This window comes from Streptomyces sp. KL109B (assembly GCF_030766935.1).
Lineage (GTDB): Bacteria > Actinomycetota > Actinomycetes > Streptomycetales > Streptomycetaceae > Streptomyces.
In genome coordinates, this window is sequence record NZ_JASERL010000006.1 from 43,425 (window position 1) to 69,566 (window position 26,142).

General features: G+C 72.4%; 22 protein-coding genes. 18 read left to right on the forward strand and 4 right to left on the reverse strand.

What is annotated here, in order from left to right; genetic code table 11:
* The first annotated feature begins 40 nt into the window (after positions 1 to 40).
* Together RBJ65_RS21125 and RBJ65_RS21130 are read left to right on the forward strand one after the other, a co-directional pair.
* Complete coding sequence (locus RBJ65_RS21125) at positions 41 to 1,453, forward strand: amidase (protein ID WP_306316934.1); 1,413 nt, start codon at positions 41 to 43, stop codon at positions 1,451 to 1,453.
* A 101-nt stretch (positions 1,454 to 1,554) separates the two neighbouring features.
* Positions 1,555 to 3,066 (forward strand): MFS transporter, encoded by a 1,512-nt coding sequence (locus RBJ65_RS21130; RefSeq protein WP_306316933.1) that lies wholly within the window; start codon positions 1,555 to 1,557, stop codon positions 3,064 to 3,066.
* Positions 3,067 to 3,132: 66 nt separating this feature from the next.
* Here the strand turns inward: RBJ65_RS21130 and RBJ65_RS21135 are convergent, their stop codons facing one another.
* Both RBJ65_RS21135 and RBJ65_RS21140 read right to left on the reverse strand, forming a co-directional pair.
* Positions 3,133 to 3,645, reverse strand: a complete 513-nt coding sequence (locus tag RBJ65_RS21135) for a nuclear transport factor 2 family protein (protein WP_306316932.1) — start codon at positions 3,643 to 3,645, stop codon at positions 3,133 to 3,135.
* A gap of 58 nt (positions 3,646 to 3,703) precedes the next feature.
* On the reverse strand, positions 3,704 to 4,558 hold the full coding sequence (locus RBJ65_RS21140) for an LLM class F420-dependent oxidoreductase (protein ID WP_306316931.1): 855 nt from the start codon (positions 4,556 to 4,558) through the stop codon (positions 3,704 to 3,706).
* Positions 4,559 to 4,880: 322 nt separating this feature from the next.
* On the opposite strand from RBJ65_RS21140, the gene RBJ65_RS21145 reads away from it, so the two are divergent.
* A complete protein-coding gene (locus RBJ65_RS21145; protein ID WP_306317156.1) occupies positions 4,881 to 5,717 on the forward strand; it encodes an IclR family transcriptional regulator in 837 nt (278 codons plus the stop codon).
* Between the two features lie 4 nt (positions 5,718 to 5,721).
* Here RBJ65_RS21145 and RBJ65_RS21150 read toward each other — a convergent pair whose 3' ends face one another.
* The gene (locus RBJ65_RS21150) at positions 5,722 to 6,351 is read right to left on the reverse strand and encodes a flavin reductase family protein (RefSeq protein WP_306332161.1); all 630 of its coding nucleotides are present in this window, start codon (positions 6,349 to 6,351) and stop codon (positions 5,722 to 5,724) included.
* A 287-nt stretch (positions 6,352 to 6,638) separates the two neighbouring features.
* Here RBJ65_RS21150 and RBJ65_RS21155 point away from each other — a divergent pair, with 287 nt between their 5' ends.
* The 12 genes from RBJ65_RS21155 to RBJ65_RS21210 all read left to right on the forward strand — a co-directional run bounded on the left by RBJ65_RS21155 (position 6,639) and on the right by RBJ65_RS21210 (position 20,370).
* Positions 6,639 to 7,505 carry an alpha/beta fold hydrolase gene (locus RBJ65_RS21155; protein ID WP_306316929.1) on the forward strand — a complete coding sequence of 289 codons (867 nt, stop codon included), beginning with the start codon at positions 6,639 to 6,641 and terminating at the stop codon, positions 7,503 to 7,505.
* Entirely contained in the window at positions 7,502 to 9,196 is a 1,695-nt protein-coding gene (locus tag RBJ65_RS21160) for an FAD-binding protein (RefSeq protein WP_306316928.1), read from the forward strand. Before RBJ65_RS21155 ends, RBJ65_RS21160 begins: the two co-directional genes overlap by 4 nt.
* The gene (locus RBJ65_RS21165) at positions 9,193 to 10,233 is read left to right on the forward strand and encodes a ferredoxin--NADP reductase (protein WP_306316927.1); all 1,041 of its coding nucleotides are present in this window, start codon (positions 9,193 to 9,195) and stop codon (positions 10,231 to 10,233) included. The genes RBJ65_RS21160 and RBJ65_RS21165 overlap by 4 nt, the downstream gene beginning before the upstream one ends.
* A 47-nt stretch (positions 10,234 to 10,280) precedes the next feature.
* Positions 10,281 to 11,198: an acetaldehyde dehydrogenase (acetylating) gene (locus tag RBJ65_RS21170; protein ID WP_306317155.1), complete on the forward strand. Its 918-nt coding sequence runs from the start codon at positions 10,281 to 10,283 to the stop codon at positions 11,196 to 11,198.
* A 32-nt stretch (positions 11,199 to 11,230) separates the two neighbouring features.
* A complete protein-coding gene (gene dmpG / locus RBJ65_RS21175) occupies positions 11,231 to 12,295 on the forward strand; it encodes a 4-hydroxy-2-oxovalerate aldolase (protein ID WP_306316926.1) in 1,065 nt (354 codons plus the stop codon).
* An 8-nt stretch (positions 12,296 to 12,303) separates the two neighbouring features.
* On the forward strand, positions 12,304 to 13,488 hold the full coding sequence (locus tag RBJ65_RS21180) for an acyl-CoA dehydrogenase family protein (protein WP_306316925.1): 1,185 nt from the start codon (positions 12,304 to 12,306) through the stop codon (positions 13,486 to 13,488).
* Positions 13,489 to 13,540: 52 nt separating this feature from the next.
* The gene (locus RBJ65_RS21185) at positions 13,541 to 14,470 is read left to right on the forward strand and encodes a VOC family protein (protein WP_306316924.1); all 930 of its coding nucleotides are present in this window, start codon (positions 13,541 to 13,543) and stop codon (positions 14,468 to 14,470) included.
* Between the two features lie 57 nt (positions 14,471 to 14,527).
* Positions 14,528 to 15,283 (forward strand): SDR family NAD(P)-dependent oxidoreductase, encoded by a 756-nt coding sequence (locus RBJ65_RS21190; RefSeq protein WP_306316923.1) that lies wholly within the window; start codon positions 14,528 to 14,530, stop codon positions 15,281 to 15,283.
* Positions 15,284 to 15,415: 132 nt separating this feature from the next.
* Positions 15,416 to 16,576, forward strand: coding sequence for a steroid 3-ketoacyl-CoA thiolase (locus RBJ65_RS21195; protein ID WP_306316922.1), 1,161 nt, complete (start codon positions 15,416 to 15,418; stop codon positions 16,574 to 16,576).
* A 7-nt stretch (positions 16,577 to 16,583) separates the two neighbouring features.
* Complete coding sequence (locus tag RBJ65_RS21200; protein WP_306316921.1) at positions 16,584 to 18,833, forward strand: acyl-CoA dehydrogenase; 2,250 nt, start codon at positions 16,584 to 16,586, stop codon at positions 18,831 to 18,833.
* Positions 18,830 to 19,714, forward strand: coding sequence for a MaoC/PaaZ C-terminal domain-containing protein (locus RBJ65_RS21205; protein ID WP_306316920.1), 885 nt, complete (start codon positions 18,830 to 18,832; stop codon positions 19,712 to 19,714). Before RBJ65_RS21200 ends, RBJ65_RS21205 begins: the two co-directional genes overlap by 4 nt.
* Positions 19,711 to 20,370 carry a PaaI family thioesterase gene (locus RBJ65_RS21210; protein ID WP_306316919.1) on the forward strand — a complete coding sequence of 220 codons (660 nt, stop codon included), beginning with the start codon at positions 19,711 to 19,713 and terminating at the stop codon, positions 20,368 to 20,370. Before RBJ65_RS21205 ends, RBJ65_RS21210 begins: the two co-directional genes overlap by 4 nt.
* Before the next feature lie 108 nt (positions 20,371 to 20,478).
* On the opposite strand, the gene RBJ65_RS21215 is transcribed toward RBJ65_RS21210, so the two are convergent.
* On the reverse strand, positions 20,479 to 22,134 hold the full coding sequence (locus RBJ65_RS21215) for a class I adenylate-forming enzyme family protein (protein ID WP_306316918.1): 1,656 nt from the start codon (positions 22,132 to 22,134) through the stop codon (positions 20,479 to 20,481).
* Positions 22,135 to 22,291: 157 nt separating this feature from the next.
* Here RBJ65_RS21215 and RBJ65_RS21220 point away from each other — a divergent pair, with 157 nt between their 5' ends.
* The 3 genes from RBJ65_RS21220 to RBJ65_RS21230 all read left to right on the forward strand — a co-directional run bounded on the left by RBJ65_RS21220 (position 22,292) and on the right by RBJ65_RS21230 (position 26,107).
* The gene (locus RBJ65_RS21220) at positions 22,292 to 23,053 is read left to right on the forward strand and encodes an SDR family NAD(P)-dependent oxidoreductase (RefSeq protein ID WP_306316917.1); all 762 of its coding nucleotides are present in this window, start codon (positions 22,292 to 22,294) and stop codon (positions 23,051 to 23,053) included.
* Between the two features lie 118 nt (positions 23,054 to 23,171).
* The gene (locus RBJ65_RS21225) at positions 23,172 to 24,416 is read left to right on the forward strand and encodes an NADH:flavin oxidoreductase (protein WP_306316916.1); all 1,245 of its coding nucleotides are present in this window, start codon (positions 23,172 to 23,174) and stop codon (positions 24,414 to 24,416) included.
* Between the two features lie 11 nt (positions 24,417 to 24,427).
* A complete protein-coding gene (locus RBJ65_RS21230; protein WP_306316915.1) occupies positions 24,428 to 26,107 on the forward strand; it encodes an AMP-binding protein in 1,680 nt (559 codons plus the stop codon).
* Positions 26,108 to 26,142: the final 35 nt, after the last annotated feature.

Sequence of the window (26,142 nt, forward strand, 5' to 3'; positions counted from 1 at the left end):
CGGGTCGTAATTTCCCCTCTCCGAGCGTGAGGAGAATCCCGTGACCGACAGGTGGGACGCCGTCGCTACGGCGTCCGCGACAGCGGGCGGTGAGGTGAGCGCCCGCGAGGTGGCCGAGGCCGCGATCGCCCGTATCGAGAAGCTCAACGGCGAGCTCAACGCCGTCATCCACACCCGGTTCGACGAGGCGCTGGCCGAGGTCGACGCCGGACTGCCCGAAGGCCCGCTGCGCGGAGTGCCGGTGCTCGTCAAGGACCTCGGCATGGAGGTCGCCGGGCTGCCCGCGACCGGCGGCAGCAGGCTCTTCGCCGGCGTCGTCGCCGACCGCGACAGCGAACTCGTCCGGCGCTACCGGCGCGCCGGAATGGTCGTCCTCGGCACCACCAACACCCCCGAACTGGGCCTCAACGCCAGCACTGAACCGACGCTGTACGGCCCGACCCGCAACCCCTGGGGCAGGGGCCACTCGCCCGGCGGTTCGAGCGGCGGATCGGCCGTCGCCGTGAGCGCCGGCATGGTGCCCGTCGCGCACGCCAGCGACGGCGGCGGCTCGATCCGCATCCCCGCCGCGGCCTGCGGGCTCTTCGGGCTCAAGCCCGCACGCGGCCGGATCTCGCCCGCGCCGCGCCCCACCACCCTGTCCGGACTGGTCTCCGGCCACCACGCCGTGACCCGCACGGTGCGCGACAGCGCGCTGCTCCTCGACATCGCCGCGGGCCCGCTCCCCGGCGACGCCTACGCGGCGCCCGCCGCGGCCGACTCGTTCGCCGCCTGCGCGCGGCGCGACCCGGGGCGGCTGCGGATCGGCCTCGTCACCTCCCTGCCGAACGGCCCCGCGGTGCACGCCGAGCCCCTGCGCGCCGTACTCGAAGCCGCCGGAGTGTGCGAGGAGTTGGGGCATCAGGTCGTCCACGTCACGGCCCCCTACCGGCCGGAGGAGGTCGGCGCCGCGTCGGGCACGCTCATGGCGGCCGACGCCGTCGCCCAGATCGACGCCCGGCTCGAACAGCTCGGCCGGCCGCTCGCCGACGACGACATCGAACCCTTCACCCGGGTCATCTACGACCACGGCCGCACGCTCTCCGCCGCGGACGTCAGCCGTGCGCTGCGGAAGGCGCAGGAGATCGGCTGGCGGGTCGGCGCCGCGTTCGAGGAGTACGACGTGCTGCTCACCCCGACCCTCGCGCACCCCACGCCCCGGCTCGGCGTCCTCGACACCCGCCGCCCGGAGACGATCTACGAACACGCCGCCGTGCGGTCGGCGTTCACCAGCGTCCACAACGTCACCGGCATGCCGGCCATGTCCGTCCCCTTCGGACACGACAGCGACGGGCTGCCGCTGGGCGTCCAGTTCGCCGCCGTCAGGGGCGAGGGACTGCTCCTCGCCGTGGCCGCACAGCTCGAACAGGCCGCGCCCTGGGACACCGACACCCCACCTGCCGCCCGTAGTTGACGGGCCGCCAAGTCACCAAGTCACCAAGCCACCAAGCCACCAAGCCACCAAGTCACCAAGCCACCAAGCACGGTTCCGCACCCCCCGGACAAAGGAACACGATGGCAGACAACAACGTCACCCCACGCCCCGCGGTGGTCTCCAAAGGGAGAGCAGTGGCCGTGCTCGCCTTGGTCATCCTCCTCTCGGAGGCCGCCACCTTCGAGGTCACGATGGTCTACCCGGCGATGCCGGACATGGCCAGGGAGTTCAGGACCCTGAACATCGCCTGGGCCGCCTCTATCGTCACGCTGGCCGGCGCCACCGTCATGCCACTGATCGGCAAGGCCGCCGACAAGTGGGGCAAGAAACGGGTCATCGTCCTGCTCGGCCTGATCTTCCTCGCGGGCAGCGTGATCTGCGCGCTCGCCTCCTCCTTCGCCATGCTCCTTGTGGGGCGGGCCGTGCAGGGCTGCATCGTCGGGATCGTCTCCCTCTCGTACAGCCTCGTACGGGACATCATGCCGCGCTCGTTCGTGCCCATCGCGCTCGGCACCGTGGTGACCGGCGTCGGCATGGCCGCGCTCGTCGGCCCCTTCCTCGCCGGGTGGCTCGTCGACGCCCACGGACCGGAGGGTGTCTTCTGGTTCCTCGCGCTCTACGCCGTCGTCCTGCTGCCGTTCTACGCCTTCGTCATCCCCGAGAGCCCGCTGCGCGTCGACCGGCCCGTCGACTACCTCGGCACACTCCTGCTCGGCCCGGGAATCGGTGTGCTGCTGCTCGGCATCACCCAGGGCAACGCGTGGGGCTGGACCGCCGGATCCACCCTCACCTTCCTCGTGCTCGGCGCCGCGATGCTGATCGCCTTCGCGGCGTGGGAGCGGGTCTGCCGGTACCCGCTGATCTCGCTGGACGTCCTGCTGGGCCCCCGGTTCGGCCCCACTGTGCTCGCCGTCGGGTGCGTGACGTACATGATGAACGCGCACGCGCTGATCAGCCCCACCATGCTGCGGACACCGGAGGGCATCCCGGGCATCGGCTACGGCGCCGGGCTCTCCGCCACCGAACTCGCCGTGTGGACCTGCCCGTTGGGCATCGCCGCCATGTTCGTCGGCCCCCTCGGCGGCTATCTGACCACGAGGATCGGCGCCCGCAACGTGCTCCTCGCGGGCGCCGCGTGCTACCTCCTGGTCATGCTCCTCGGCTCCCAACTGTTCACCGTGCAGTGGCAGGTCGGGCTCATGGCCCTGGCGGGCGGCTGCGCCAACGGCTTCCTGCACTCCTCGAACGCCAACCTGCTCCAGGACTCCCTGCCCGCCTCGCAGAACGCGGTCGGCAACTCGGTGGCCGGGATGACCACGCTGCTGGCCTCCGGCATCGCCACGTCGCTCACCGGCGTCGTCATGTCCGGCCATGTGCTGAAGGTCGACGCCGCCACCAGTTCCGTCGTGTACGCGGACGGCGCCCTCACCCATGCGTACGCGTACGCGGCGGTGGTGGGCGCGGTCGGCGTGGTGGTCGCTCTGCTCATGAAGCACGGCCGCGCCCCTGCGCGGGGCGGCCTCGCCGAACCGTCGGAGGGTGTCCCGCCGGTCGGGGAGGCCCGGGTACCGGCGAGCGGGGCGGCGGGCTGAACTACCCCAGGGCCATGAGTGTGTGGGGGAGCGGGGGGGGGGGCGGATGTTATGCGGGGCGGTGGTTCATGCCTCCTGCGTCGCCCCGTCGTCCGCCACACCGGAGGCCAGCAGCTCAGGTGACTCGGCGCGGCCGTCCAGGACGCGGTTCGTGCGGACGGTCACGCGCCAGCCGTCGGGGCCCCGGCGCAGCCGCCAGTGGTTCGCCGTGGCCCGGCGCAGCACGAAGGCGTCCGCCTCCGGGTCACGGACGATCATGGTGGTGTAGCAGACGGCCACGGCCTCGTCGCCGTCCACCCGCACCCGCGGCGCGCCCACGACATGGGCGCAGCCCCGGCCGATCCACCGTTGGTGGTTGGGGGAGCGGACCATGGCCTCGATCTCCGTACGTCCGGTCATCAGCAGTTCGTCGACGTCGTAGACGCCGTCCTCCTCCCACAGTGCGGCCACGGCCTCGGCCTGCCCGCTGTCGACCAGCGGACCGTAGGAGAGGATCAGCGACGTGATGGCGGCCTCGTCCTCCAGGCGGGACAGCCGCCGTTCCAGGTACTCCAGGCGCTGGTCGGTGGTCGGGCTCAACGGGCGTTCCCTTCGGTCGGGTTGAGGGGTGTAGCGAGGGCTGAGGATTGGGGGGCGATCAGAGCTCGGCGGCCAGGGCGTGGAGGGCTTCGAGTTGCTCGCAGTAGTGCTCTGCCGACCGTGCCGAGACGGAGGCGGACAGCAGCGTGGCCCCCGCGTCGCGCAGCCGGGTCAGGGCGGCGGCCGTGTCCTTCGGTGCCCCGCCGGGGTCGAGGGGGCGGCCGGGCGCGAGGACGACCTCGAAGCCGTTCGGGAGTTCGGTCCCGGCGAGCATCCCGCGGAGCCGGTCGGGCGCGAGGCCGAACGGCACCCAGCCGTCCGCGAGCGACACGGCCCGGCGCAGCGAGCGCGGCGTCCGGCCGCCGACCCACAGCGGGACCGGCTCCTGGACGGCGTGCGGTTCGACGACGAAGTCCGCGAACGAGTAGTGCTCCCCGTGGTACTCCGGCACTCGCCGGGACAGCGCGGCGCGCAGGGCCCGCAGGGCGTCGTCGGCGCGTGCCCCGCGGCCGGTGAACTCGGCGCCGAGCAGCTCGAATTCCCCGGCGAGGCTGCCGACTCCGAGCCCGAGCGTGACGCGTCCGCCGCTGAGCCGGTCCAGGGTGCCGTAGCGCTTGGCGATCTGGAGCGGGTGGTGGTAGCCGAGCACGAGCACCTGGGTGGTCAGCCGGATGCGGCTGGTCACCGCGGACAGATGGCCGAGCGTGGCCACCGGGTCCCAGTACGTGCCGCCGCGTTCACGGGCGACGTCGACGGGGACCGCCACGTGTTCGCTGCACGTGAGGTGGTGGAAGCCGAGCCGGTCGGCGGTGCGCGCGATCAGGCTCAGCTCGTCGATGCCCGCGTCCGCCTCCCAGGGCGAGGCGGCGCCCGGCAGCCGCACCACCACGGGCGTTGTGATCCCGATCCGCATGGACTCTCTCCTCGTTCCGTCGGCGCCGTGCGTGCTGTCTGTCGAGGCGATTCGTAACGCAGGAGCGGGACATGGGGGCGGGCGGATCCCGCTGATCGGGAGGCCGGGGCAGGTGTGCGCGGAGGGACGGCGGTGGAATCCCGTGCAGACCTCTTCCTCCCCGTCGTGCGCACTGCTAGCTTCCAAAAGTAGAATTCATTTCAGAAAGAACTGGAGGTGCCCCATGACGGTTGTCAACGACGTGGCTGCTGTGGACGCGCCCGCTCGTGGGGGCGCGCCCGCTCGTGGGGACACGCCCGCTCGCAAGGAGCTGCCGCCGTCGATGGTCGAGCGGATGACGCTGATCATGGACGCGTTCACCGGACGCACCACGCGGCTGTCCCTGGAGGACGTGGCCCGCCGCACCCACCTGCCGCGCTCCACGGCCCACCGCATCCTCGAACAGCTCGTACGGCTGCGCTGGTTGGAGCACACCCACGTCGGCTACGGGCTCGGCCGTCGCGCGCTGGGGCTCGGCGGTGGCGACGGCGCCCATGCCGAGATCCGCGCCGTCGCCGCCGGGCGGCTGCACCAGCTGCAGATCCGTACCGGTCTTGTCGTGCACCTCGCCGTGCTCGACGAAGGGCAGGTGCTGTACCTCGACAAGGCCGGCGGACGGTTCGCCGCCGCGGTCCCCTCCTGGGTCGGCGGCCGGGCCCCGGCGCCCGCCACGGCGCTCGGCAAGGCGATGCTGGCCTGGCTGGAGCCGGAGGACGTCGAGTCCAGGCTCGGCGACACCCTGGGCAAGATCACCCACCGCACCATCGCCGACCTGCCGACGCTGCATCAGGAGCTGCACCGGATCAGGCGGCGCCGCGGCCTTGCCTTCGAGCACGGCGAGTTCTTCCCCGGCGTCGCCTGCGTGGCGGCGGCCGTGCGTGGACCGGAGGGGCCGGTGGCGGCGATCTCGCTGGCCGGGGAGCCGCGCACTCCGCTGGAGAAGGTGGCGCCGCTCGTGGTCGACGCCGCCAGGCAGGTCTCGCGGGAGCTGTTCCCCTGCCTGGACGGCAACGACCGGCACGGCAAGGCGAGGACCGTGGCCGCCGACCGGGCGGACACCTGGTCGGCGCAGACCATGGACCGGCTGCTCGCGGCAGGGCAGGACGGCGACTGGCTCTGACGTGTTACCCCCAGAGGTCGCCCATGCCCCAAGTGAAGGGCCCCGCAGGGGGGTTGGGGTGCGCGGGTGCTTCGGCCTCGACGCCGAAGTGGCCGCGGAAGAACAGCATCGGCCGTCGCCCGTCCTCCGTCTCCAGGCCCAGGACCCGGCCGATCACCACGTCGTGGTCGCCGGTCGCGCGCACGTCGACCACCTCCGCGTGCGCGCGCATCAGCACGCCGCGCAGCGCGGGTGTTCCCCAGCGCGAGAGGTCCCAGCCGAGCCCCTCGAACTTCGCGCCCCTGCTGGAGCCGAAGCGTTCGCACAGCCCGGACTGCTCCTCGGCCAGGACGTTGACGCAGAACCGGCCCGTGTCCCTGATGCGTGGCCAGGCCCGGCCGCGGTGGTCGGCGCAGAAGAGGACCAGCGGCGGATCGAGCGAGACGGACGCGAAGGACTGGCAGGCGAAACCGACCGGATCGCCTTGCGGGTCGAGGCCGGTCACCACGGTCACCCCGGTCGCGAACACCCCCATGGCCCGGCGCATTTCGGCCGGCGTGGGCGCGGCGCCGCCAGGTGCCCCGGCTGTCACGGGTGCCTCGGACGCGCCGGGCGCCCTGGGTGCCTCGGGCGTTGCGGGCGACTGCGTTCTCATCGTGTTCACCTCAAGGGGGACGTCGCGGTGTCGTGCGCGGTGGGCGAGCGGAGACCGAAGCTAGGCCCGGGCCGGACGGCGCAGAGCGCCGCTCCCGATGAGTGGAACCCGTTCCGGGGTGGCCGGGCTCCCGGCGGCGTCCCGGTGGTCACCACCCGCACGTCCCGCTGATCGGGACTTCCCCCGTCCCGCCCTTCGGCCCCGGTTACGTTCCCGGCGTCGACCACAGAACGGCCACACGGGACGGCCACACAGGACGGCGACACAGGACGGCGAAAGCGGGAGCCATGACGGAGCTGAGCCGCGAGTCCACCGCGCGTGAACTCGCCACCGACCAGGGCGTATTGAGGTACCACGAGGCCGGTGACGGGCCGCCCCTCGTGCTGCTGCACGGATCGGGCCCCGGCGTCACCGGCTGGCGCAACTACCGCGGCAACCTCGCCACCTTCGCCGAGCACTTCCGCTGCCTCGTCCTGGAGCTGCCCGGATTCGGCGTCAGCGACCCCGTCGAAGGCCACCCCATGGTCACGGCTCCGGACAGCCTCGGCCGCTTCCTCGACGCCCTCGGCCTCGACCAGGTCGACGTCATCGGCAACTCCATGGGCGGCATCGTCGGCACCCAGTACGCGCTGCGCCACCCCGAACGGATCCGCAGGCTCGTCACCATCGGCGGCATCGGCCGCAACCTGTACAGCCCAGGCCCCGGCGAGGGCATCAGGCTGCTGACCGAGTTCACCGACCACCCCTCCCGCGAGGGCCTGGTCCGCTGGCTGCGCTCCATGGTGCACGACCCGAGCCTCGTCACCGACGAACTCATCGAGGAACGCTGGGAGTTGGCCAACGCCCCGCAGGCCCTCGCCAACGCCCGCGCCATGTACGGGAGTTCCGCCTTCGCCGCCCGCGCGAGCGCCGCCGCCTCCTCCGACCAGCCGCCGTACTGGGCGATGCTGCACCGGCTCAGGGCGAAGACCCTCATCACCTGGGGCCGCGACGACCGGGTGAGCCCCGTCGACATGTCCATCGTGCCGATGCGCACCATCCCCGACGTCGAACTGCACGTGTTCCCCGACTGCGGTCACTGGGTGATGATCGAGCAGAAGGCGGCCTGGGAGAGCGTCGTACTGGCCTTCCTGACCCGCAAGGAGTCGGCATGACCGCCGCGCCTTCCCCCACCCCTGCCCCCGCGCCCACCCCTGCCCCGGCCTGGGACCACGAGTTCGACTTCGTCGTCGTCGGCAGCGGCGGCGGTGGCATGACCGCCGCGCTGACCGCCGTCGACGCCGGACTGTCCACCGTCGTGGTCGAGAAGGGCGCCATGTACGGAGGCACCACCGGCATCTCCGGCGGCGGCATCTGGATCCCCAACAACCCCGTGCTGCGCGCCAAGGGCCACGACGACAGCCGCGAGTCCGTCCGCCGCTACCTCGACCTGCTCACCGAGGGCCGCGTCCCGGCCGCCCGCCTCGACGCCTACGTCGACGAGGGCCCCGCCGCCATGGAACTGCTGTGCCGCAGCAAGTGGATGCGCTTCACCTGGACCAAGGGCTACTCCGACTACCACCCCGAGTACGAGGGCGGACGCCCCGAGGGCCGCTCGGTCGAGGCCGTCCCCTTCGACACCCGCAAGCTCCGCGAGGACGAGAAGTACCAGCGGCCCAACAGCCTCAAGGGCCCCCTCGGCCTGTGGGTCACCGGCAAGGACTACCACGACCTGGCGATGGTGAAGCGGACCTGGCGCGGCCGCTGGGCCTCCGTCGTCGCAGCCTGGCGGGTCTCCTCCAACGTGGTGCGCCGCCGGCACATGTCCACCGGCGGACGCGCCCTGGTGGCCCGCATGCGCATGGCTCTCAAGGACGCGGACGTACCGCTGTGGCTGCGCACCCCGATGACCTCGCTCGTCACCGACGACGACGGCCGGGTCACCGGCATCGTCGCCACGCGCGACGGCAAGACCGTACGCGTCGGAGCCCGGCTCGGCGTGCTGCTCGCCGCCGGCGGCTTCGACCACAACCAGCGGATGCGTGAGCAGTACCTGCCCGACGGCGGAACCCAGGACTACAGCGCGGGCGCGCAGGAGAACGTCGGCGACGGGATCCGCGCCGGGCTCGAACTCGGCGCGGCGGTCGACTTCATGGACGACGCCTGGTGGATGCCGTCCGTACGCCACCCCAAGGGCGCGACGATCCCCCTCGTGTCCGAGCGCTGCATCCCGCCCTCCGTGATCGTCTCCGCGCACGGCAAGCGATTCACCAACGAGTCGTCCCCGTACACGAACTTCGTCCACGACCAACTCGCCGGGAAGCACGTCCCGGCCTGGTTCGTGATGGACGCCAAGGCCCGCGCCCGCTACCCGTTCGCCCAGGTGCTGCCCGGCATGCCCTTCCCCCGCGGTTTCTACGACGCCGGGATCGTCCACCAGGCCGCCACCATCGCCGAGCTGGCCCGCGCCATCGACGTACCGGAGCGCGAACTCGCCGCCACCGTCGAGCGGTTCAACGGCTTCGCCCGCACCGGAAAGGACGCCGACTTCGGCCGCGGCGACAGCGCCTACGACCGCTACTACGGCGACCCCACCCTGCCCAACCCGAACCTCGACGTCATCGACAAGGCCCCCTTCTACGCCGTCCGCCTCGACGTCGGAGACCTCGGCACGAAGGGCGGCCTTGTCTGCGACGAGCACGGCCGGGTGCTGCGCGAGGACGGCGGCCCCATCGACGGCCTGTACGCGACCGGCAACACGTCCGCGTCCGTCATGGCCAACGAGTACGCGGGCCCCGGAGCCACCATCGGCCCGTCCATGGTCTTCGGCTACATCGCCGCACGGCACGCCGGTGCCGCCCGGTGAGCGGCACCCGCCTCTCGGTCCGGGTCGTCGAAGTGGTCCGCGAGACCGCCGACGCGCACTCGCTCGTCCTCGAACCCGTCGACGCGCCCAAGGAGCGACTCGGCTACCGGCCGGGCCAGTTCCTCACCGTCCGCGTGCCCACGGAGCGCGCCGGGGGAGCCGCCCGCTGCTACTCGCTGTGCAGCTCCCCGCACCGCGACGACAAGTTGAAGATCACCGTGAAGCGCACGGCGAACGGCTACGGCTCCAACTGGATCTGCGACCACGTCGTCGAGGGTGACACCCTCGAAGTCCTGCGCCCGGCGGGGACGTTCACCCCCGACACACTCGACACGGACGTCCTCCTCCTCGCGGCGGGCAGCGGCATCACGCCGGTGATGTCGATCCTGAAGTCCTGCCTGCACGCGGGCACCGGAAACGTCGCCCTCGTCTACGCCAACCGCGACGAGCACTCGGTCATCTTCCGCAGCGAACTCGTCGCGCTCGCCAAGGAGTTCGGCGACCGGCTCACCGTGCTGCACTGGCTGGAGTCGGTGCGGGGACTGCCCACCGCGCCCGCCCTGCGCGCCCTCGCCGGTCCGTACGCCGGACGGCAGACGTTCGTGTGCGGACCCGGCCCCTTCATGGCACTGGCCACCACCGCCCTCGCCGACATGGGTGTGCCGGAGGACCGGGTGCGCGTCGAGCGGTTCACCTCGCTGACCGGGGACCCCTTCGCCGTCGTCCCGGAGACACTCTCGGAGGACGAGGCGCCGGGGCGGGTGGCCGAGGTCGAGGTGGCGCTCGACGGAGACACCAAAACGCTCGCGTGGCCGGGCGACCGCAAGCTCCTCGACGTACTCCTCGCCGGCGGACTCGACGCCCCGTACTCCTGCCGCGAGGGCAACTGCAGCGCCTGCACCTGTCTGCTCGTCGAGGGCGAGGTGTCGATGGAACGCAACGAGGTGCTCGAAGCGCGCGACGTCGCCGACGGATACGTACTGGCCTGCCAGGCGCTCCCGATCAGCGAGCGCATCAGGATCACTTACGACGGATGAGGTTCGAACCCGTGACCACCGCGACCACCGCGACCACCGCGACCACCGTGACTACCGCGCCGAAGGCGACCGCCGCCATCGTCGGCTCCGGGAACATCGGAACCGACCTGATGTACAAACTGCTCCGGTCCGAGACGATCGAGCCACGCTGGATGATCGGCGTCGACGAACAGAGCCCGGGTCTCAAGCGCGCCGCCGAGGAGGGCCTGGTGGCGAGCGCCGACGGCGTCGACCCCCTCCTCGCCGAGGACGTCCGGCCCGACCTCGTCTTCGAGGCGACCTCGGCCCACGTGCACCGCGCCAACGCCCCCAAGTACGCCGAACTCGGCATCCAGGCCATCGACTTGACGCCCGCCGCCCTCGGCCCGGCCGTCGTCCCCGCCGTCAACCTCGGCGCCCACCTGGACGCCCCCAACGTCAGCCTGATCACCTGCGGCGGACAGGCCACCATCCCGATGGTGCACGCCGTCTCCCGCGTCACCGAGGTCGCGTACGCCGAGATCGTGGCCAGCGTCGCCTCGCCCTCGGCAGGGCCCGGAACCCGCGCCAACATCGACGAGTTCACCCTCGCCACGGGCCGCGGCATCGAGACCATCGGCGGCGCCGCGCGCGGCAAGGCCATCATCATCCTCAACCCGGCCGAGCCACCCATGCTGATGCAGGACACCGTCTTCTGCGCCGTCCCCGCCGACGCCGACCGCGCGGCCATCACCGCGTCCGTCCATGACGTGGTGTCCCAGGTCGCCTCGTACGTGCCCGGCTACCGGCTGCGCGCCGAGCCGCAGTTCGACGACCCGGACACCGTCAGCGGCGGCCTCGCCCGGGTCGCGATCTTCCTGGAGGTCGAGGGCGCGGGCGACTTCCTGCCGCCGTACTCCGGGAACCTCGACATCATGACCGCCGCCGCCACCAAGGTCGGCGAGGGCTTCGCCCGGCGGATCACCGCCCGGCGCGCCGCGGCCTGACCCACCCCTCCACGACCAAGGAGTCCCCCGTCATGCCCTTCAGCGCAGACCTCGACATCCGCGTCACCGACTCCTCGCTACGGGACGGCTCGCACGCCAAGCAGCACCAGTTCACCGTGGCGGAGGTGCGGTCCGTCGTCGGCGCGCTCGACGACGCCGGGGTCCCCGTCATCGAGGTCGCCCACGGCGACGGCCTCGGCGGATCCTCGTTCAACTACGGGTTCAGCCACACCCCGGAGCAGGAACTCATCAAGGAGGCGGTGCGGACCGCACGGCGGGCGCGGATCGCGTTCCTGATGCTGCCGGGGCTGGGCATCCAGGACGACATTCGCGAGGCCGCCGACAACGGCGCCGCGATCTGCCGCATCGCCACCCACTGCACCGAGGCCGACATCGCCGCTCAGCACTTCGGTCTGGCCCGCGAACTCGGCCTGGAAACCGTCGGGTTCCTGATGATGGCGCACAGCAGTCCGCCCGAGGCCCTCGCCCGGCAGGCCCGGATCATGGCCGACGCGGGCTGCCAGTGCGTGTACGTCGTGGACTCGGCGGGCGCGCTGATTCTCGAAGGCGTCGGGGACCGCGTCGCCGCGCTCGTCGCCGAACTCGGCGAGGACGCCCAGGTCGGCTTCCACGGGCACGAGAACCTGGGGATCGGCGTCGCCAACTCCGTCGCCGCCGTACGGGCCGGTGCCTTGCAGATCGACGGGTCCGTGCGCCGGTTCGGGGCCGGGGCGGGCAACACCCCCGTCGAGGCGTTCGCGGCCGTCGCCGAGAAGCTCGGCGTCCGTACCGGCATCGACATCACGAAGATCATCGACGCCGCCGAGGACGTCGTCCTGCCCGTCATGGGCGGCGACCGGCTGCTCGACCGGATGTCGTTGACCATGGGTTACGCGGGCGTCTACTCCAGCTTCCTCGCGCACGCGGGTCGGCAGGCCGCCAAGTACGGGGTCTCCGGCACCGAACTCCTCCTGGAGGCCGGACGGCGGGGGCTCGTCGGCGGCCAGGAGGACCAACTCATCGAGATCGCCGCCGGGCTCGCACAGAGGGCGCGTACGGCGAAGGACACGAACGGGCCGCTGCCCGTGGGGAAGTGAGCACAGCCATGCCCAATCCGGTACTCGACGCCGTCGTCGAACGCGCGGAGGAGATCCGCGCCCTGGGACCCGCCAACGAATCGCTCGGCCGGCTCGACGACCAGACGGCCAAGGTGCTGCGGGAGACCGGGGCGATCCGGATGCTCCAGCCGAAGAAGTACGGCGGACTCGAACTGCATCCAAGGGAGTTCGCCGAGACCGTCATGGAGATCGCCGCCTGCGACGGCTCGACCGGGTGGGTCACCGGGGTCGTCGGCGTCCACCCGTGGGAGATGGCGATGGCCGACCCTCGGGTGCAGGAGGAGATCTGGGGCGAGGACCCCGACACCTGGATCGCCTCCCCGTACGCGCCGATGGGTCTGCTGCGGCCCGTCGACGGCGGCCATGTCTTCAACGGCCACTGGCAGTTCTCCTCCGGCACCGACCACTGCGACTGGATCTTCCTCGGCGCCTTCCTCGCCGACGAGAGCGGCGAGCGGCTGAACCCGCCGCGGTCCGTGCATGTGATCCTGCCGCGCTCCGACTACGAGATCGTCGACGACTCCTGGGACGTCGTCGGCCTGCGCGGCACCGGCAGCAAGGACGTCGTCGTCAAGGACGCCTTCGTACCCGCCCACCGGGTCATCGAGTACGCGAAGGTGGTCGACGGCAGCCTCGCCGAGGAGGCCGGACTCACCAACCCGACGTACCGGCTGCCGTTCTCGGCCGCCTTCCCCCTCGGCATCACCGCCTCCGTCATCGGCATCTGCGAGGGCGCTCTCGCCCACCACCTCGCGTACCAGCGCGACCGGGTCCAGATCACCGGCACCGCCGTCCGCGACGACCCGTACGTGCTGTACGCGGTCAGTGAGGCCGCCGCCGAGATCGCCGCGTCCCGCGCCGCCCTGCTGGACAACATCAGCGGCCTGTACGACAAGGTCGCGGCCGGCGAGCGGATCGACTTCGACCGGCGGGCCGTCGGCCGCCGCACCCAGGCCCGCGCCGCCTGGCGGGCCGTCCGCGCCGTCGACGAGATCGTGGCCCGCTCCGGCGGCAACGCCATGCGCATGAACAACCCCATCCAGCGCTTCTGGCGCGACGCCCACACCGGCCTCGCCCACGCCATCCATGTGACGGGCGCGGTCTTCCACGTCGCGGCGCTGACGCAGATCGGCGTGGAGCCGCCGCAGGGCCCGATGCGCTCGATGATCTGATCCCGGCCCCGGCTCCGGCTGGACCACAACAGGAATGAGTGGGAGGAGACACATGACGCACATCCGAGGACTCGGATACCTCCGGGTCCGCACCCGCGACGTCGCCCGCTGGCGCCAACTCGCCGTGGACGCGCTCGGGTTCGCCGAGGGGGCCGGGCCCGACCCGGACGGCCTCTACCTCAGGATGGACGAGCGCGAGGCCCGGCTCGTCGTCCTCCCCGGTGACACCGACCGCGCGGAGGCCGTCGGCTGGGAGGTGCGCGACCAGTTCGCGCTGGCCGAGGTCGCCCGCGCCGTCGAGGCGTCCGGCACGGCGGTCAAGGAGCTGACGTGGCAGGAGGCGGACGCCCTGCGGGTGGAGGGTGCCATCGCCTTCGAGGACCCGGCGGGCGTCCGCGTCGAGGTGTTCTTCGGGCCCGTCCTCGACCACAGCCCCGTCCTCACCGGGCTCGGCCAGCGCTTCGTCACAGGCGCCCAGGGCATGGGCCACGTCGTCCTGCCGACGACCCGCATGGACGAGACGGTCGCCTTCTACACGGAGGTCCTCGGCTTTCTGCCGCGCGGCGCCGTCAAGTTGAGCGTCCAGACGCCGGACGCCCCGCCGCGCCGCGTCCGCTTCATGGGGGTCAACCAGCGCCACCACAGCCTCGCCCTGTGCCCGGCGCCGCACGGCGAGGCCCCCGGCATGGTGCACCTCATGGTCGAGGTCGACACCCTGGACGCGGTCGGCCGCGCCCTCGACAACGTCGGCCGCCTCGGCTTCCCGCTGTCTTCCACGCTCGGCCGGCACACCAACGACAAGATGGTCTCCTTCTACGTACGGGCGCCGGGCGGTTGGGACCTGGAGTACGGCACCGACGGCATGCTCGTCGACGAGGCCCACTACACCGCCGAGGAGATCACCGCCGACAGCTACTGGGGCCACGACTGGTCGGGCTCCGAACCGCTCGCCGCGTTCGCCGCGCCGCCCGAGACATCATGACTCCGGCCACGACGCCGGTCACCGACGGAGGCGGGCCGCCGCCATGAAGGGCAGCGCATGAACCGTTTCGAAGGCACCGCCGTCCTGCTCACCGGCGCCGCCTCCGGCATCGGCCGCGCCACCGCGCTGCGGCTCGCCTCGGAGGGCGCCGCCGTGTTCGCCGTCGACCTGTCCGCGGACGGCCTGCGGGAGACCGCCGACCGCCTCCCGCCGGGCAGCGCGGGGCGGATCCGCACCCACGCCGCCGACGTGTCCGACGAGGGCGCCGTCGTGGCCGCCGTGGCGCGCGCCGCCGAGGAGTTGGGCGGCATCGACGTCCTGGTCAATGTGGCGGGCGTGCACCGCACCACACCCATCGACCGGCTCACCGTCGACGACCTGCGGTATCTGTTCTCGGTCAACGTCGTCGGCACGGCGGTGTGCTGCCGCGAGGCGCTGCGCCACCTGCCCGACGGCAGCGGCGTGATCGTCAATGTGGCCTCGTCGTCCGCGACGCACGGGAACCCGTTCATGAGCGCCTACTCGGCCACCAAGGGGGCGGTGCTGGCGTTCTCGCTGTCCCTGGCGGCCGAGGTGGCGCACCGCCGCGTCCGGGTCGTGCCGGTGTCGCCGGGCACCGTCGCCACGCCGCTGACCGCCCGGCCCGACATGCTCCCCGCGGACCTCGACACCAGCTACTACCGGCGCATCCGCGCGCCGTTCGGAGCGGGCGACCCGGAACAACTCGCGGGCGTCATCGCCTTCGCCGCGTCCCCGGACGCCGGTTACCTCACGGGCGCGGAGATCCGGGCCGACGGCGGCTCCCACATCTGACGGTCCCCCGCCGCTCTCCACTGAGTGGGACGCTCTCTTGCTTTCTTTCAGAATGAATTCTAGTTCTGTAGGTGTACGCGACCACACCCTCGCGGCCCGCCCCCACGGGCCGCCTCACACCTACGGAGAACCATGGCCGAGGCAGTCATAGTCGAAGCCGCGCGCACGCCGGTCGGCCGGCGGCGCGGAGTCCTGTCCGGTCTGCACCCGGCCGAACTCCTCGGCCAGGCGCAGCAGGGCCTGTTGGCGAAGGCGGGCCTCGCGCCCGACGTGGTCGAGCAGGTCGTCGGCGGCTGCGTCACCCAGGCCGGTGAGCAGTCCAACAACGTGACCCGCAACGCCTGGCTGCACAGCGGTCTCCCGTACTCCACCGCCTGCACCTCGATCGACTGCGCCTGCGGCTCCTCGCAGCAGGCCGTGCACCTGATCCACGGGCTGATCGCCGCGGGCACCATCGACGTCGGCATCGGCTGCGGCGTGGAGTCGATGAGCCGGGTCTTCCTCGGCCGGGCGCAGACCCCGGACACCGGAACGCCCGTGCCCGCGGACTGGTCGCTCGACATGCCGGACCAGTTCACCGCCGCCGAGCGCATCGCCCGCAAGCGCGGCATCACCCGCGCCGACGCCGACGCCCTCGGGCTCGCCTCGCAGAAGAAGGCCGCCCGCGCCTGGGCCGAAGGCCGGTTCGCGGGTCAGGTCCTCGACATCGACGCCCCGGTGATGGGGGCGGAGGGCCCGACCGGTGAACGTACCGTCGTCTCCCGGGACCAGGGACTGCGGGACACCACCGCCGAAGGGCTCGCGGGGCTCAAGCCCGTCGTCCCCGACGGCATCCACACCGCCGGCAACTCCTCCCAGATCAGCGACGGCGCCGCCGCCGTCCTGCTGATGGGCAAGGAGCGCGCCGAAAGCCTCGGACTGCGCGGCCGCGCCCGCGTCGTCGCCTCCACCATGGTCGGCTCCGACCCCTACTACCACCTCGACGGCCCCGTCGAAGCGACCCGCGAGGTCCTCGACAAGGCCGGGATGACCCTCGACGACATCGACCTCGTCGAGATCAACGAGGCCTTCGCCTCTGTGGTGTTGTCGTGGGCGCAGGTCCACAAGGCCGACATGGACAAGGTCAACGTCAACGGCGGTGCCATCGCCCTCGGCCACGCCGTCGGCTCCACCGGCGCCCGGCTGATCACCCAGGCGCTGTACGAGATGGAGCGCGCCGACAAGTCCACCGCGCTGATCACCATGTGCGCCGGAGGCGCGCACTCGACGGCGACCATCATCGAACGGATCTGAGAACACCATGACCATCGGCCTCACCGAGGAGCACCGCGATCTGCGGGACTCCGTACGCGCCTTCACCGGCCGGCACATCACAGCGGACGTCCTGCGCAAGGCGGTCGACGCCGAGGACGACACGACGCTCCCGCCGTACTGGCGGGCCCTCGCCGACCAGGGCCTGCTCGGCCTGCACCTGCCGGAGCAGGCCGGGGGAGCGGGCTACGGAATCGTGGAACTGGCCGTTGTCGTAGAGGAGTTGGGGCGGGCCGTGGCCCCCGGGCCCTTCCTGCCGACCACCCTCGCCGCGGCCGTCCTGCACCGGTCCTGCCACCACAAATACCTGCCGGGCCTCGCCGACGGCACCGTCGTCGGCGCCGTCGGACTGCGCCCCGGCACCCTCACCCTGACCCGCCGCGACGACGGCACGGCCGCGCTGTCCGGAGAGTGCGGACCGGTCATCGGCGGGCACACCGCCGACCTCTTCGTCCTGCCCGCCACGGACGCTGACACCACCACGTGGGTCGTCGTACCGCGCGCCGCCGTGGAGACGGCCCACCAGCGCAGCCACGACCTGACCCGCCGCTCGTCCACGGTATCGGCGACGGCAGTGTCGGTACCGGCCGTCGACATCCTCACCGTCGACGCGCGGCTGCCGCTCGACCTGGCCGCCACCCTGTTCGCCGCGGAGGCCTCCGGCATCGCGGACTGGGCCGTCACCACCGCCGCCGACTACGCGCGCGTACGCGAGCAGTTCGGCCGCCCCATCGGACAGTTCCAGGGCGTCAAGCACCGCTGCGCCCGGATGCTCGCGCAGGCCGAACAGGCACGCGCCTGCGCCTGGGACGCGGCCCGCGCCGCCGAGCCCGGCGCCGTCGAAGACCCCGGCGAGGCCGCGCTCGCCGCCGCCGTCGCCGCGGCCACCGGAGTCGACGCGGGCTTCGCCGCCGCCAAGGACTGCATCCAGGTACTCGGCGGCATCGGCTTCACCTGGGAGCACGACGCCCACCTCTACCTGCGCCGGGCCCAGACCCTGCGCATCGCGCTCGGCTCCGCCGCGCGGTGGCGGCGCCGCGTCGCCCGGCTCACCCTCGACGGCGCCCGCCGCCGGCTCGGCGTCGAACTGCCGCCCTCCGCCGCGTCCGTACGCGAGGAGATCCGCGCCGAACTCGCCTCGGCCACCGACCTGACCGCCGCCGAACGCCCCCGCTTCCTCGCCGACCACGGCTACACCGCCCCGCATCTGCCCGCCCCCTGGGGCAAGGGCGCCGACGCCGTCACCCAACTCGTCATCGCCGAGGAGCTGCGCGCGGCGGGCCTCAAGCCCGTCGACATGATCATCGGCGGCTGGGTGGTGCCCACCCTCGTGGCCCACGGCGACGACACGCAGCGCGAGCGGTTCCTGCGGCCCAGCCTGCGCGGCGAGATCAAGTGGTGCCAGCTGTTCAGCGAGCCCGGCGCGGGATCCGACCTGGCGGGCCTTTCCACTCGCGCGGTCCGCGCCGACGGCGGCTGGCGGATCACCGGGCAGAAGGTGTGGACCTCCGGGGCCCACGACTCCGACTGGGGCATCCTGCTCGCCCGCACCGACCCCGAGGCGCCCAAGCACAAGGGGCTCTCGTACTTCCTCCTCGACATGGACAGCCCCGGCATCGACATCCGGCCGCTGCGGCAGATCACCGGCGAGGCCGAGTTCAACGAGGTGTTCCTCGACGACGTGTTCGTCCCCGATGAGCTGCTCGTCGGCGCGCCCGGCGACGGCTGGCGGCTCAGCCGCACCACCCTCGCCAACGAACGCGTCGCCCTCTCCCACGACTCCTCGCTCGGCTCGGGCGGCGAGGCACTCCTTGAACTCGCGGCGGCGGCCCCCGACGACATGGACGACGAACGGCTCACCACCCTCGGCGCCATCCTCTGCGACGCCCAGGCGGGCGGCCTCCTCGGCCTGCGCGCCACCCTGCGCACGGTCTCCGGGCAGCAGCCCGGCGCCGAGGCCAGCATCGCCAAACTGGCAGGCGTGGAACACCTCCAAGAGGTGTGGGAGACCGCCATGGAGTGGCTCGGCGACGCCGCACTCTCCGGCGAAGGGCCCCGTCAGGACGCCACCTGGTGGTTCCTCAACTCCCGCTGCATGTCCATCGCGGGAGGCACCACCGAGGTCCAGCTGAACATCATCGGGGAACGCATCCTGGGCCTGCCGCGCGACCCCGCCCCGGTACCCGCCCCCGCATCCGCACCCGCCGCCAGGGCTTCCGAGGGGAAGGACCGCGCATGACGATCGACCGTGACAAGGCACTCGGCGCGCCGCCCACCGTCGAGGAGATCTCCTGGACGACCCGGGACGTGCTCCTCTACCACCTCAGCCTCGGAGCGGGCGCCGACGCCGCCGTGGGGCCGGAACTCGGCCTCACCTACGAGTCGTACCAGCGCGGCCTGAACGTGCTGCCCACCTTCGCGATGGTCGCGGGTACGGGCATCTCCTCGGGCCGTGACTCGGACCCGGCCTTCGAACTCCCGGGCATCGAGATCGACTTGCGCCGCATCCTGCACGCCGGGCAGGACCTGACCGTCCACCGCCCCCTTCCGGCGTCCGGCACGGCCACCCTCTCCTCCCGCGTCGTCGAACTCTGGGACAAGGGCAGGGCGGCCGTCATCGTGCGGGAGACCGCCGCCACGGGCCCGGACGGCGAGCCGCTGTGGACGAGCCGCATGCGGATCTGGGCGCACGGCGCGGGCGGCTTCGGCTCCGAGCCCGCGCCACGCACCGAGTGGCACGCGCCCGACCGCGCCCCCGACGCCGTACTCGACACCCCCACCACCCCCCAACAGGCCCTGCTCTACCGGCTCAACGGAGACCTCAACCCGCTGCACGCCGACCCCGGGTTCGCCGAGGCCGCCGGATTCGAGCGGCCCGTCCTGCACGGCCTCGCCTCCTACGGACTCGTCGCCAAGGCCCTCGTCGGCGGCCTCCTCGACGGCGCCGCGGGCCGCTTGACGGAGCTGTCCGTACGGTTCGCGGGCGTCCTCTTCCCCGGCGAGACCCTCCGCACCGCCCTCTGGCGCGAAGGGGACGACCGGCTCCTGCTGCACGCCACCTGCCCGGACCGCGACGACGCGCCCGTACTCACCCACGCCACCGCGAGGATCACCGGATGACCGCCGACTGCCACCCCGTCCCCGTACCCTCCGAGCCCGTTCCGCGACCGGACAGACTCGTCGCCGCCGCCCACGAAGAGGGTGTCGACGCGGCGACCGCCGCCGCCCGCAGGCTGATCGACGCCCTGCTCCGGGCCGGCGACGACACCGACGTCGACATGGCGGACGTGGCGAAGCAACTCGACGGCCTCGCCGACCAGTTGACCGAGCGGGCCCCCGGCCTCGACGAACGCCTCGTCACCATGTGGCAGGGCAGCGGTGTCACCCGGCACGACCCCGTCACAGGACCGGAGAACGCGATCGCGCCGCCGCTGCACCTCACCGGTCAGGACGACGGCTCCGTGCAGGGTGTCAGCACCCTCGGCCTCGCCTACCAGGGGCCGCCGCGCTGCGTGCACGGCGGCGTCTCGGCGCTGCTGCTCGACCACACCCTCGGCGTGGCCAACCACTGGGCGGGCCTGTCCGGGATGACCGCCGAACTCACCCTGCGCTACCTGCGGCCCACCCCGCTCTTCGAGCCCCTCACCGTCACCGGGCGGCAGGTGTCCGTGGACGGCAGGAAGATCCGCACCGAAGGGTCCATCGCGGCGGGTGGCCGCGCGTGCGTGACGGTGGAGGGCCTGTTCATCGCCAAAGAGGTGCCCCGCCCCGCCTGAGCCACGGAGACATCCAGCGACACCGAGCGACACCGAGCGACACCGAGCGGGCCCCGGGCCGGAGTGAACCTCCGTCCCGGGGCCCGCTGTTGGTGGGGTGCCTGCCGGTCAGACGCGTACGTCGCGGCGTACGACCTTCCCCGTCGCGTTGCGCGGCAGGTCCTGCGAGGTGATCCGCCACCGCGACGGCACCTTGTAGTACGCCAGGCGTTCGCGTACGTAGGCCGTCAGGAACCCCTCGCTGAGGGCGGCGTCCGCGTCCGTGACGACGACCGCCGCCACCTCCTGTCCCAGGTCCGGGTGGGGCACGCCGACGACCAGGCACTCGCGCACTCCCGGGCACTCGGCCAACACACCCTCGATCTCCGCCGGGTACACGTTCTCGCCGCCGCGCAGGATCAGGTCCGAGCGCCGGCTGGTGAGGCGCAGCCTGCCGTCCTCCAGCATCCCGATGTCACCGGTGTGCAGCCAGCGGTCCGCTCTGATGGCCCGGTCGGTGGCCTCCTGGTCCTCCCAGTAGCCGAGCATCACGTACGGGCTGCGCAGACAGATCTCGCCCTCCTGCCCCTCGGGCAGCGCCCGGCCCACCGGGTCGCGCACCTCCAGCTCGACCGCGACCACGGGGCGTCCCAGGCTGTCCGGCGCCACGGCGAGATCGGCCGGGGTGGCCACCGCGGCGCCGGTGCAGGACTCGGTGAGCCCGTAGCTGTTGGCCAGCGCGTCCCGCGCCACCGGCAGCACGGCGCGCAGCCGTTCGTGAAAGGCGGGCGACGACGGGGCCGAGGCCAGCGAGAAGGACGTCAGGGACGACAGGTCGTAGCCGCCGAGGCCGCCGTGCTCGACGATGCGGTGCGCCATGGTCGGCACCGCGCCCCAGTTGGTGACCCGTTCCCGTTCGATGAGCCGCAGCACCCGGTCGGCCTCGAAGCGGCCCTGGTGCATGACGACCGTGCCGCCGTCCACGAGGCGCGGCACGGCGAGGTTGTGCAGGGACGCGATGTGGAAGAGGGGCAGCGCGAGCAGGTGCCGCCGGTCCCGGGGGTCGAGGGGGTCGCCCAACTCGGCGGCCAGCGCGTGGTTGAGGCACAGGTAGTCGATGACGGCCAGCAGGTTGCGGTGGGTGTGCACCACTCCCTTGGGGCGGCCCGACGTACCGCTCGTGTACATGATGACGGCCGGGTCGTCCTCGTCGACCTCCGGCCGTGGCGGCGACGCGTCGGGGTGCCGACGCACCAGCTCGGGGACGTCCTTCTCGAACGTCAGCAGCGGCACCCGCGAGCCGTCCACCAGTGCGGCCCGCTTTGCGTCGGCGAGCACCACCTTGGGCCGGGTGTGCCCGAGGCCGTAGTCGATCTCGGACGCCGTCCACCAGGCGTTGTAGCCGACGGCGACGGCGCCGAGCGAGACCGTCGCCCAGAACGCGACGACCCAGCCGGGGCTGTTCGCCGCGAGGAGCGCCACCCGGTCGCCCTTGCCGACGCCGTAATCCTCCGCCAACACCCGTGCCAGGGAAGCCACTTGGCGTGCGTGCTCGGCGAACGAGATTCGTTCGTCCTCGGTGACGATGTAGTCGCGCTCGCCGTGCCGCACGGACTCGGCCACCACATCGGCCAGGGACTTCTTCCGGTGTGCGAAGACCTGGATCCGGGCGCCCAGCACGTCCTCCCGAACCAGTTCGAAGGCACCACCGGGGCCGGTCAGCCGCCGTAGGACCTCCGGCACCGTCTCCGGCACAGGTTTCCCGTGATCCGCCGTCGCGCTCATGCGCCTCCCTCTCGCCGGAGTGTGTGATGTGCGCGCCATCGTTCTCCGGGCGCCCGCGGCGGGCAGCGCGGTTCCCAGTCACCGGGACCGGCGCCCCGGTTGCCGCCCGTGCCCCTTGAGCATGGTCGGCCGCAGCCGACAGGAGAAGAGGCACAACGTGACACACCTCCAGGGCAAGGTCGCGATCGTCACCGGAGCCGGCCAGGGCGTGGGCCAGGGCATCGCCCTCGCCCTCGCCGACGCCGGAGCGACGCTCGCGCTCCTCGGCAGGACCCCGGCGAAACTCGACGCGACCCGCGAACTGGTGCGGGCACGCGGCGCGCGGGCCGAGGTGTTCGCCTGCGACGTGTCGGACACCGCACACATCCCGCGGCTGGTCCAGGACGTCGCGGACCGCCTCGGACGCGTCGACGTCCTCGTCAACAACGCCTACGACGGCGCGTACGGCCCGCTGCTGTCGCTCGGCGACGCCGACTTCCAACGCGGCTTCCGCAGCGGCCCGTTCGCCACCTTCGCGTTCATGAAGGCCTGCCATCCGCACCTCAAGCGCACCGGCGACGGCGTGATCATCAACCTCGTCACCTCCGCCATGGTCCGCTGGGACCTGAGCACCTACGGCGCCTACGCCGCCGCCAAGACCGCCGTACGCTCCCTGACCCGCACCGCCGCCAACGAATGGGGCCCCGACGGCATCCGCGTCAACGCGATCGCCCCGCACGCGGCGTCCCCCGGATATCTGCGCTGGGCGGAGTCCAGCCCCGAGGAGGCCGAGGCGTTCCGCGCCGCCATTCCGCTGCGCCGCGTCGGCGACTGCGAGGCGGACATCGGGCGTGCCGTGGTGATGCTGTGCGGCCCCGACGCCCGCTACCTCACCGGCGCCACCGTGCCCCTCGACGGCGGCCAGGCCAACTTCGACTGACGAACCGGCGGCTGAAAGGCCCCGGCCTCCCGGTCAGCGGGACGGCCCGCACCCACCCATCCCTCACTCAATAGCGTCACGACCGCCACCACGACGGGTGCGCGGACGGAGGTTCCCCATGACGAAGACGACATCGCACGACCACCAGCCGCCCGGACCCCCGGACGTCCTGACCCCCGCGACACTCGGCCCCACCACGCTGCGCAACCGCATCGTCAAGGCGGCCACGTACGAAGGGCTGAGCCGCGACAGCCTGGTCACCCAGGACCTGATCGACTTCCACGTCCGGTACGCGGCCGGGGGCGTGGGCATGACCACCGTCGCCTACTGCGCGGTGGCCCCCGAGGGCAGGACCGACCGGCACCAGGTCCTGTGGCGGCCCGAGGCGCTGCCCGGACTGCGCAAGCTGACCGACGCTGTGCACGCCGAAGGCGCCGCCGTCTCCGCCCAGATCGGCCACGCGGGGCCCGTGGCCAACCCGAAGTCCAACGGCCTGCCCGCGCTCTCGCCCAGCCGGCACTTCCACAAGACGACCCTCAGCTTCGCCAAGGAGGCGACCCGCGGCGACCTGGGGCGCATCGTCCGCAACCACGCCGACGCCGCCACCATGGCCGTCGAGGCGGGATTCGACTGCGTAGAGGTCCACTTGGGCCACAACTACCTCGCCAGCTCCTTCCTCAGCCCGCGCGTCAACCACCGCAAGGACGAGTACGGCGGCAGCCTGGAGAACCGGTTCCGGTTCGCGCGCGAGATCGTGCACGCCGTGCGGGCCGCGGTCGGCGACCGGATCGCCGTCATCGCCAAGCTCAACATGGACGACGGCGTCCCCGGCGGCTTCTGGCTCGACGAGGCCATCCCCGTCGCCCGCCTCCTGGAGAGCGACGGCTGCCTCGACGCCCTGGAACTCACCGTCGGCAGCTCCCTGCTCAACCCCATGTACCTGTTCCGCGGCGACGCGCCACTGCACGAGTTCGCGCAGATCATGCCCGAGCCGATGAAGACGGGCATCAAACTCGTCGGCAAGAAGGTGCTGCACAGCTACCCGTACGCCGACGCCTACCTCCTCGACCAGGCCCGCCAGATCCGCTCCGCCGTCGACATGCCGCTGATCCTCCTCGGCGGCATCACCGGGCGGCCGAGCATGGACCTCGCGATGCGCGAGGGCTTCCAGTTCGTCGCCATGGGCCGCGCCCTGCTGCGCGAACCCGACCTGATCAACCGCATCGAGGCCGACGCCGCCACCCCGTCCCTGTGCATCCACTGCAACAAGTGCTTCGTCACCATCTACGGCGGCACCCGTTGCGTACTCGTCGAGACACCCGGCGCGCGCACCGCCCCCGGTGCCTCGCCCATCACCGGTTGAGGGGGCCGACGTTGACCCCCGACACCACCCCCGACGCCACCACCATCGCCGACCTGCTGCTCGCCCGCACCGGCGACGACCGCCCCGGCCTGCTCACCCGCGAACGGAACTGGACCTGGGACCAGGCCGTGCGCGAGAGCGCGGCCCGCGCCTCCCTCGCCCGCTCGCTGCGCCGCACCGACCGGCCGTTCCACATCGGCGTACTCCTCGACAACACACCGGAGTACGTGTTCTGGCTGGGCGGCGCCGCCCTCGCGGGCGCGTCCGTCGTCGGCATCAACCCGACCAGGCGCGGCAGCTACCTGGAGCAGGAAGTACGCCACACCGACTGCCAGTTGATCGTCACCGACCGGGCGGGCCTCAAGCTCCTCGAAGGACTCGACCTCGGCGTCCCGCGCGAGCGGTACCTGATCGTGGACGAGGCGGCGTACACCGGGACACTGGCCGCGCACACCGCGGCCGAACCCGCCCGCGACCCGGCCGTCACGGCCGACACCCGCATGTTGCTGCTGTTCACCTCCGGCACCACCGGCGCCTCCAAGGCGGCCATCTGCTCGCAGGGCCGGCTCGCCGCGCTCGGCCGCGCCAACGCCGCCAAGTACGAGGTCGGCGCCGACGACGTGTGCTACTGCCCGATGCCGCTGTTCCACGGCAACGCGCTGATGGCCCTGTGGGCGCCCGCCCTCGCCGCGGGCGCCGCCGTCGCCCTCACCCCGAAGTTCTCCGCCTCCGGATTCCTGCCGGACGTACGGCACTTCGGCGCCACCTTCTTCACCTACGTCGGCAAGGCCATCGCCTACGTCCTCGCCCGCCCCGAGCGCGCCGACGACGGCGACAACCGGCTCACCCACGCCTTCGGCACGGAGGCGTCCCCCGAGGACCAGGCCGCGTTCCTGCGCCGCTTCGGCTGCCGCCTCGTCGAGGGCTACGGCTCCAGCGAGGGCGCCGGCATGCTGAGACGCGTACCCGACGGGCCGTCCACCGCGCTCGGCGTGCCCGCGCGCGACGGCGTATGGATCGTCGACGCCGACACCCGAGCCACCTGCCCGCCCGCGCTCCTCGACGCGCACGGCCGGGTCCGCAACCCCGAGGAGGCCATCGGGGAACTCGTCGACACCGAGGGCGCCGCCCGCTTCGAGGGCTACTACAAGAACGCCGCCGCCAACGCCGAACGCGTCCACCACGGCTGGTACTGGACCGGCGACCTCGGATACGTCGACGAGGCCGGCTACTTCTACTTCGCGGGCCGCGCGGGGGACTGGATCCGCGTCGACGGCGAGAACACCTCCGCGCTGCTCACCGAACGCGTGCTGCGCCGCCACCCCGACATCGTCGCCGCCGCTGTCTTCGGTGTCCCCGACCCCCGCTCCGGCGACCAGGTCATGGCCGCCGTCGAGATACCCGAGGGCAGGACCTTCGAGGGCCTGAAACTCCCCGAATTTCTCACCGGGCAGGCCGACTTGGGCACCAAGGGCACGCCACGCTACGTCCGTGTCTCGCACGCCCTGCCGACCACCGGCTCCGGCAAGCTCCGCAAGAAGGAGATGCAGGCCGATGGATGGCGCGTCGACGACCCCGTCCTCCACTGGCGAGGGCGCGGACGGCCCGAGTACGTCCCGATGACCGACGCGGACAAGGCGGCGCTGCGCGCGGAGTTCCTCGCCAGCGGGCGCGGACGCTTCCTGCCCTGAGCCACCACCGCGCCGGAGAGCACGAGAGGACTGGA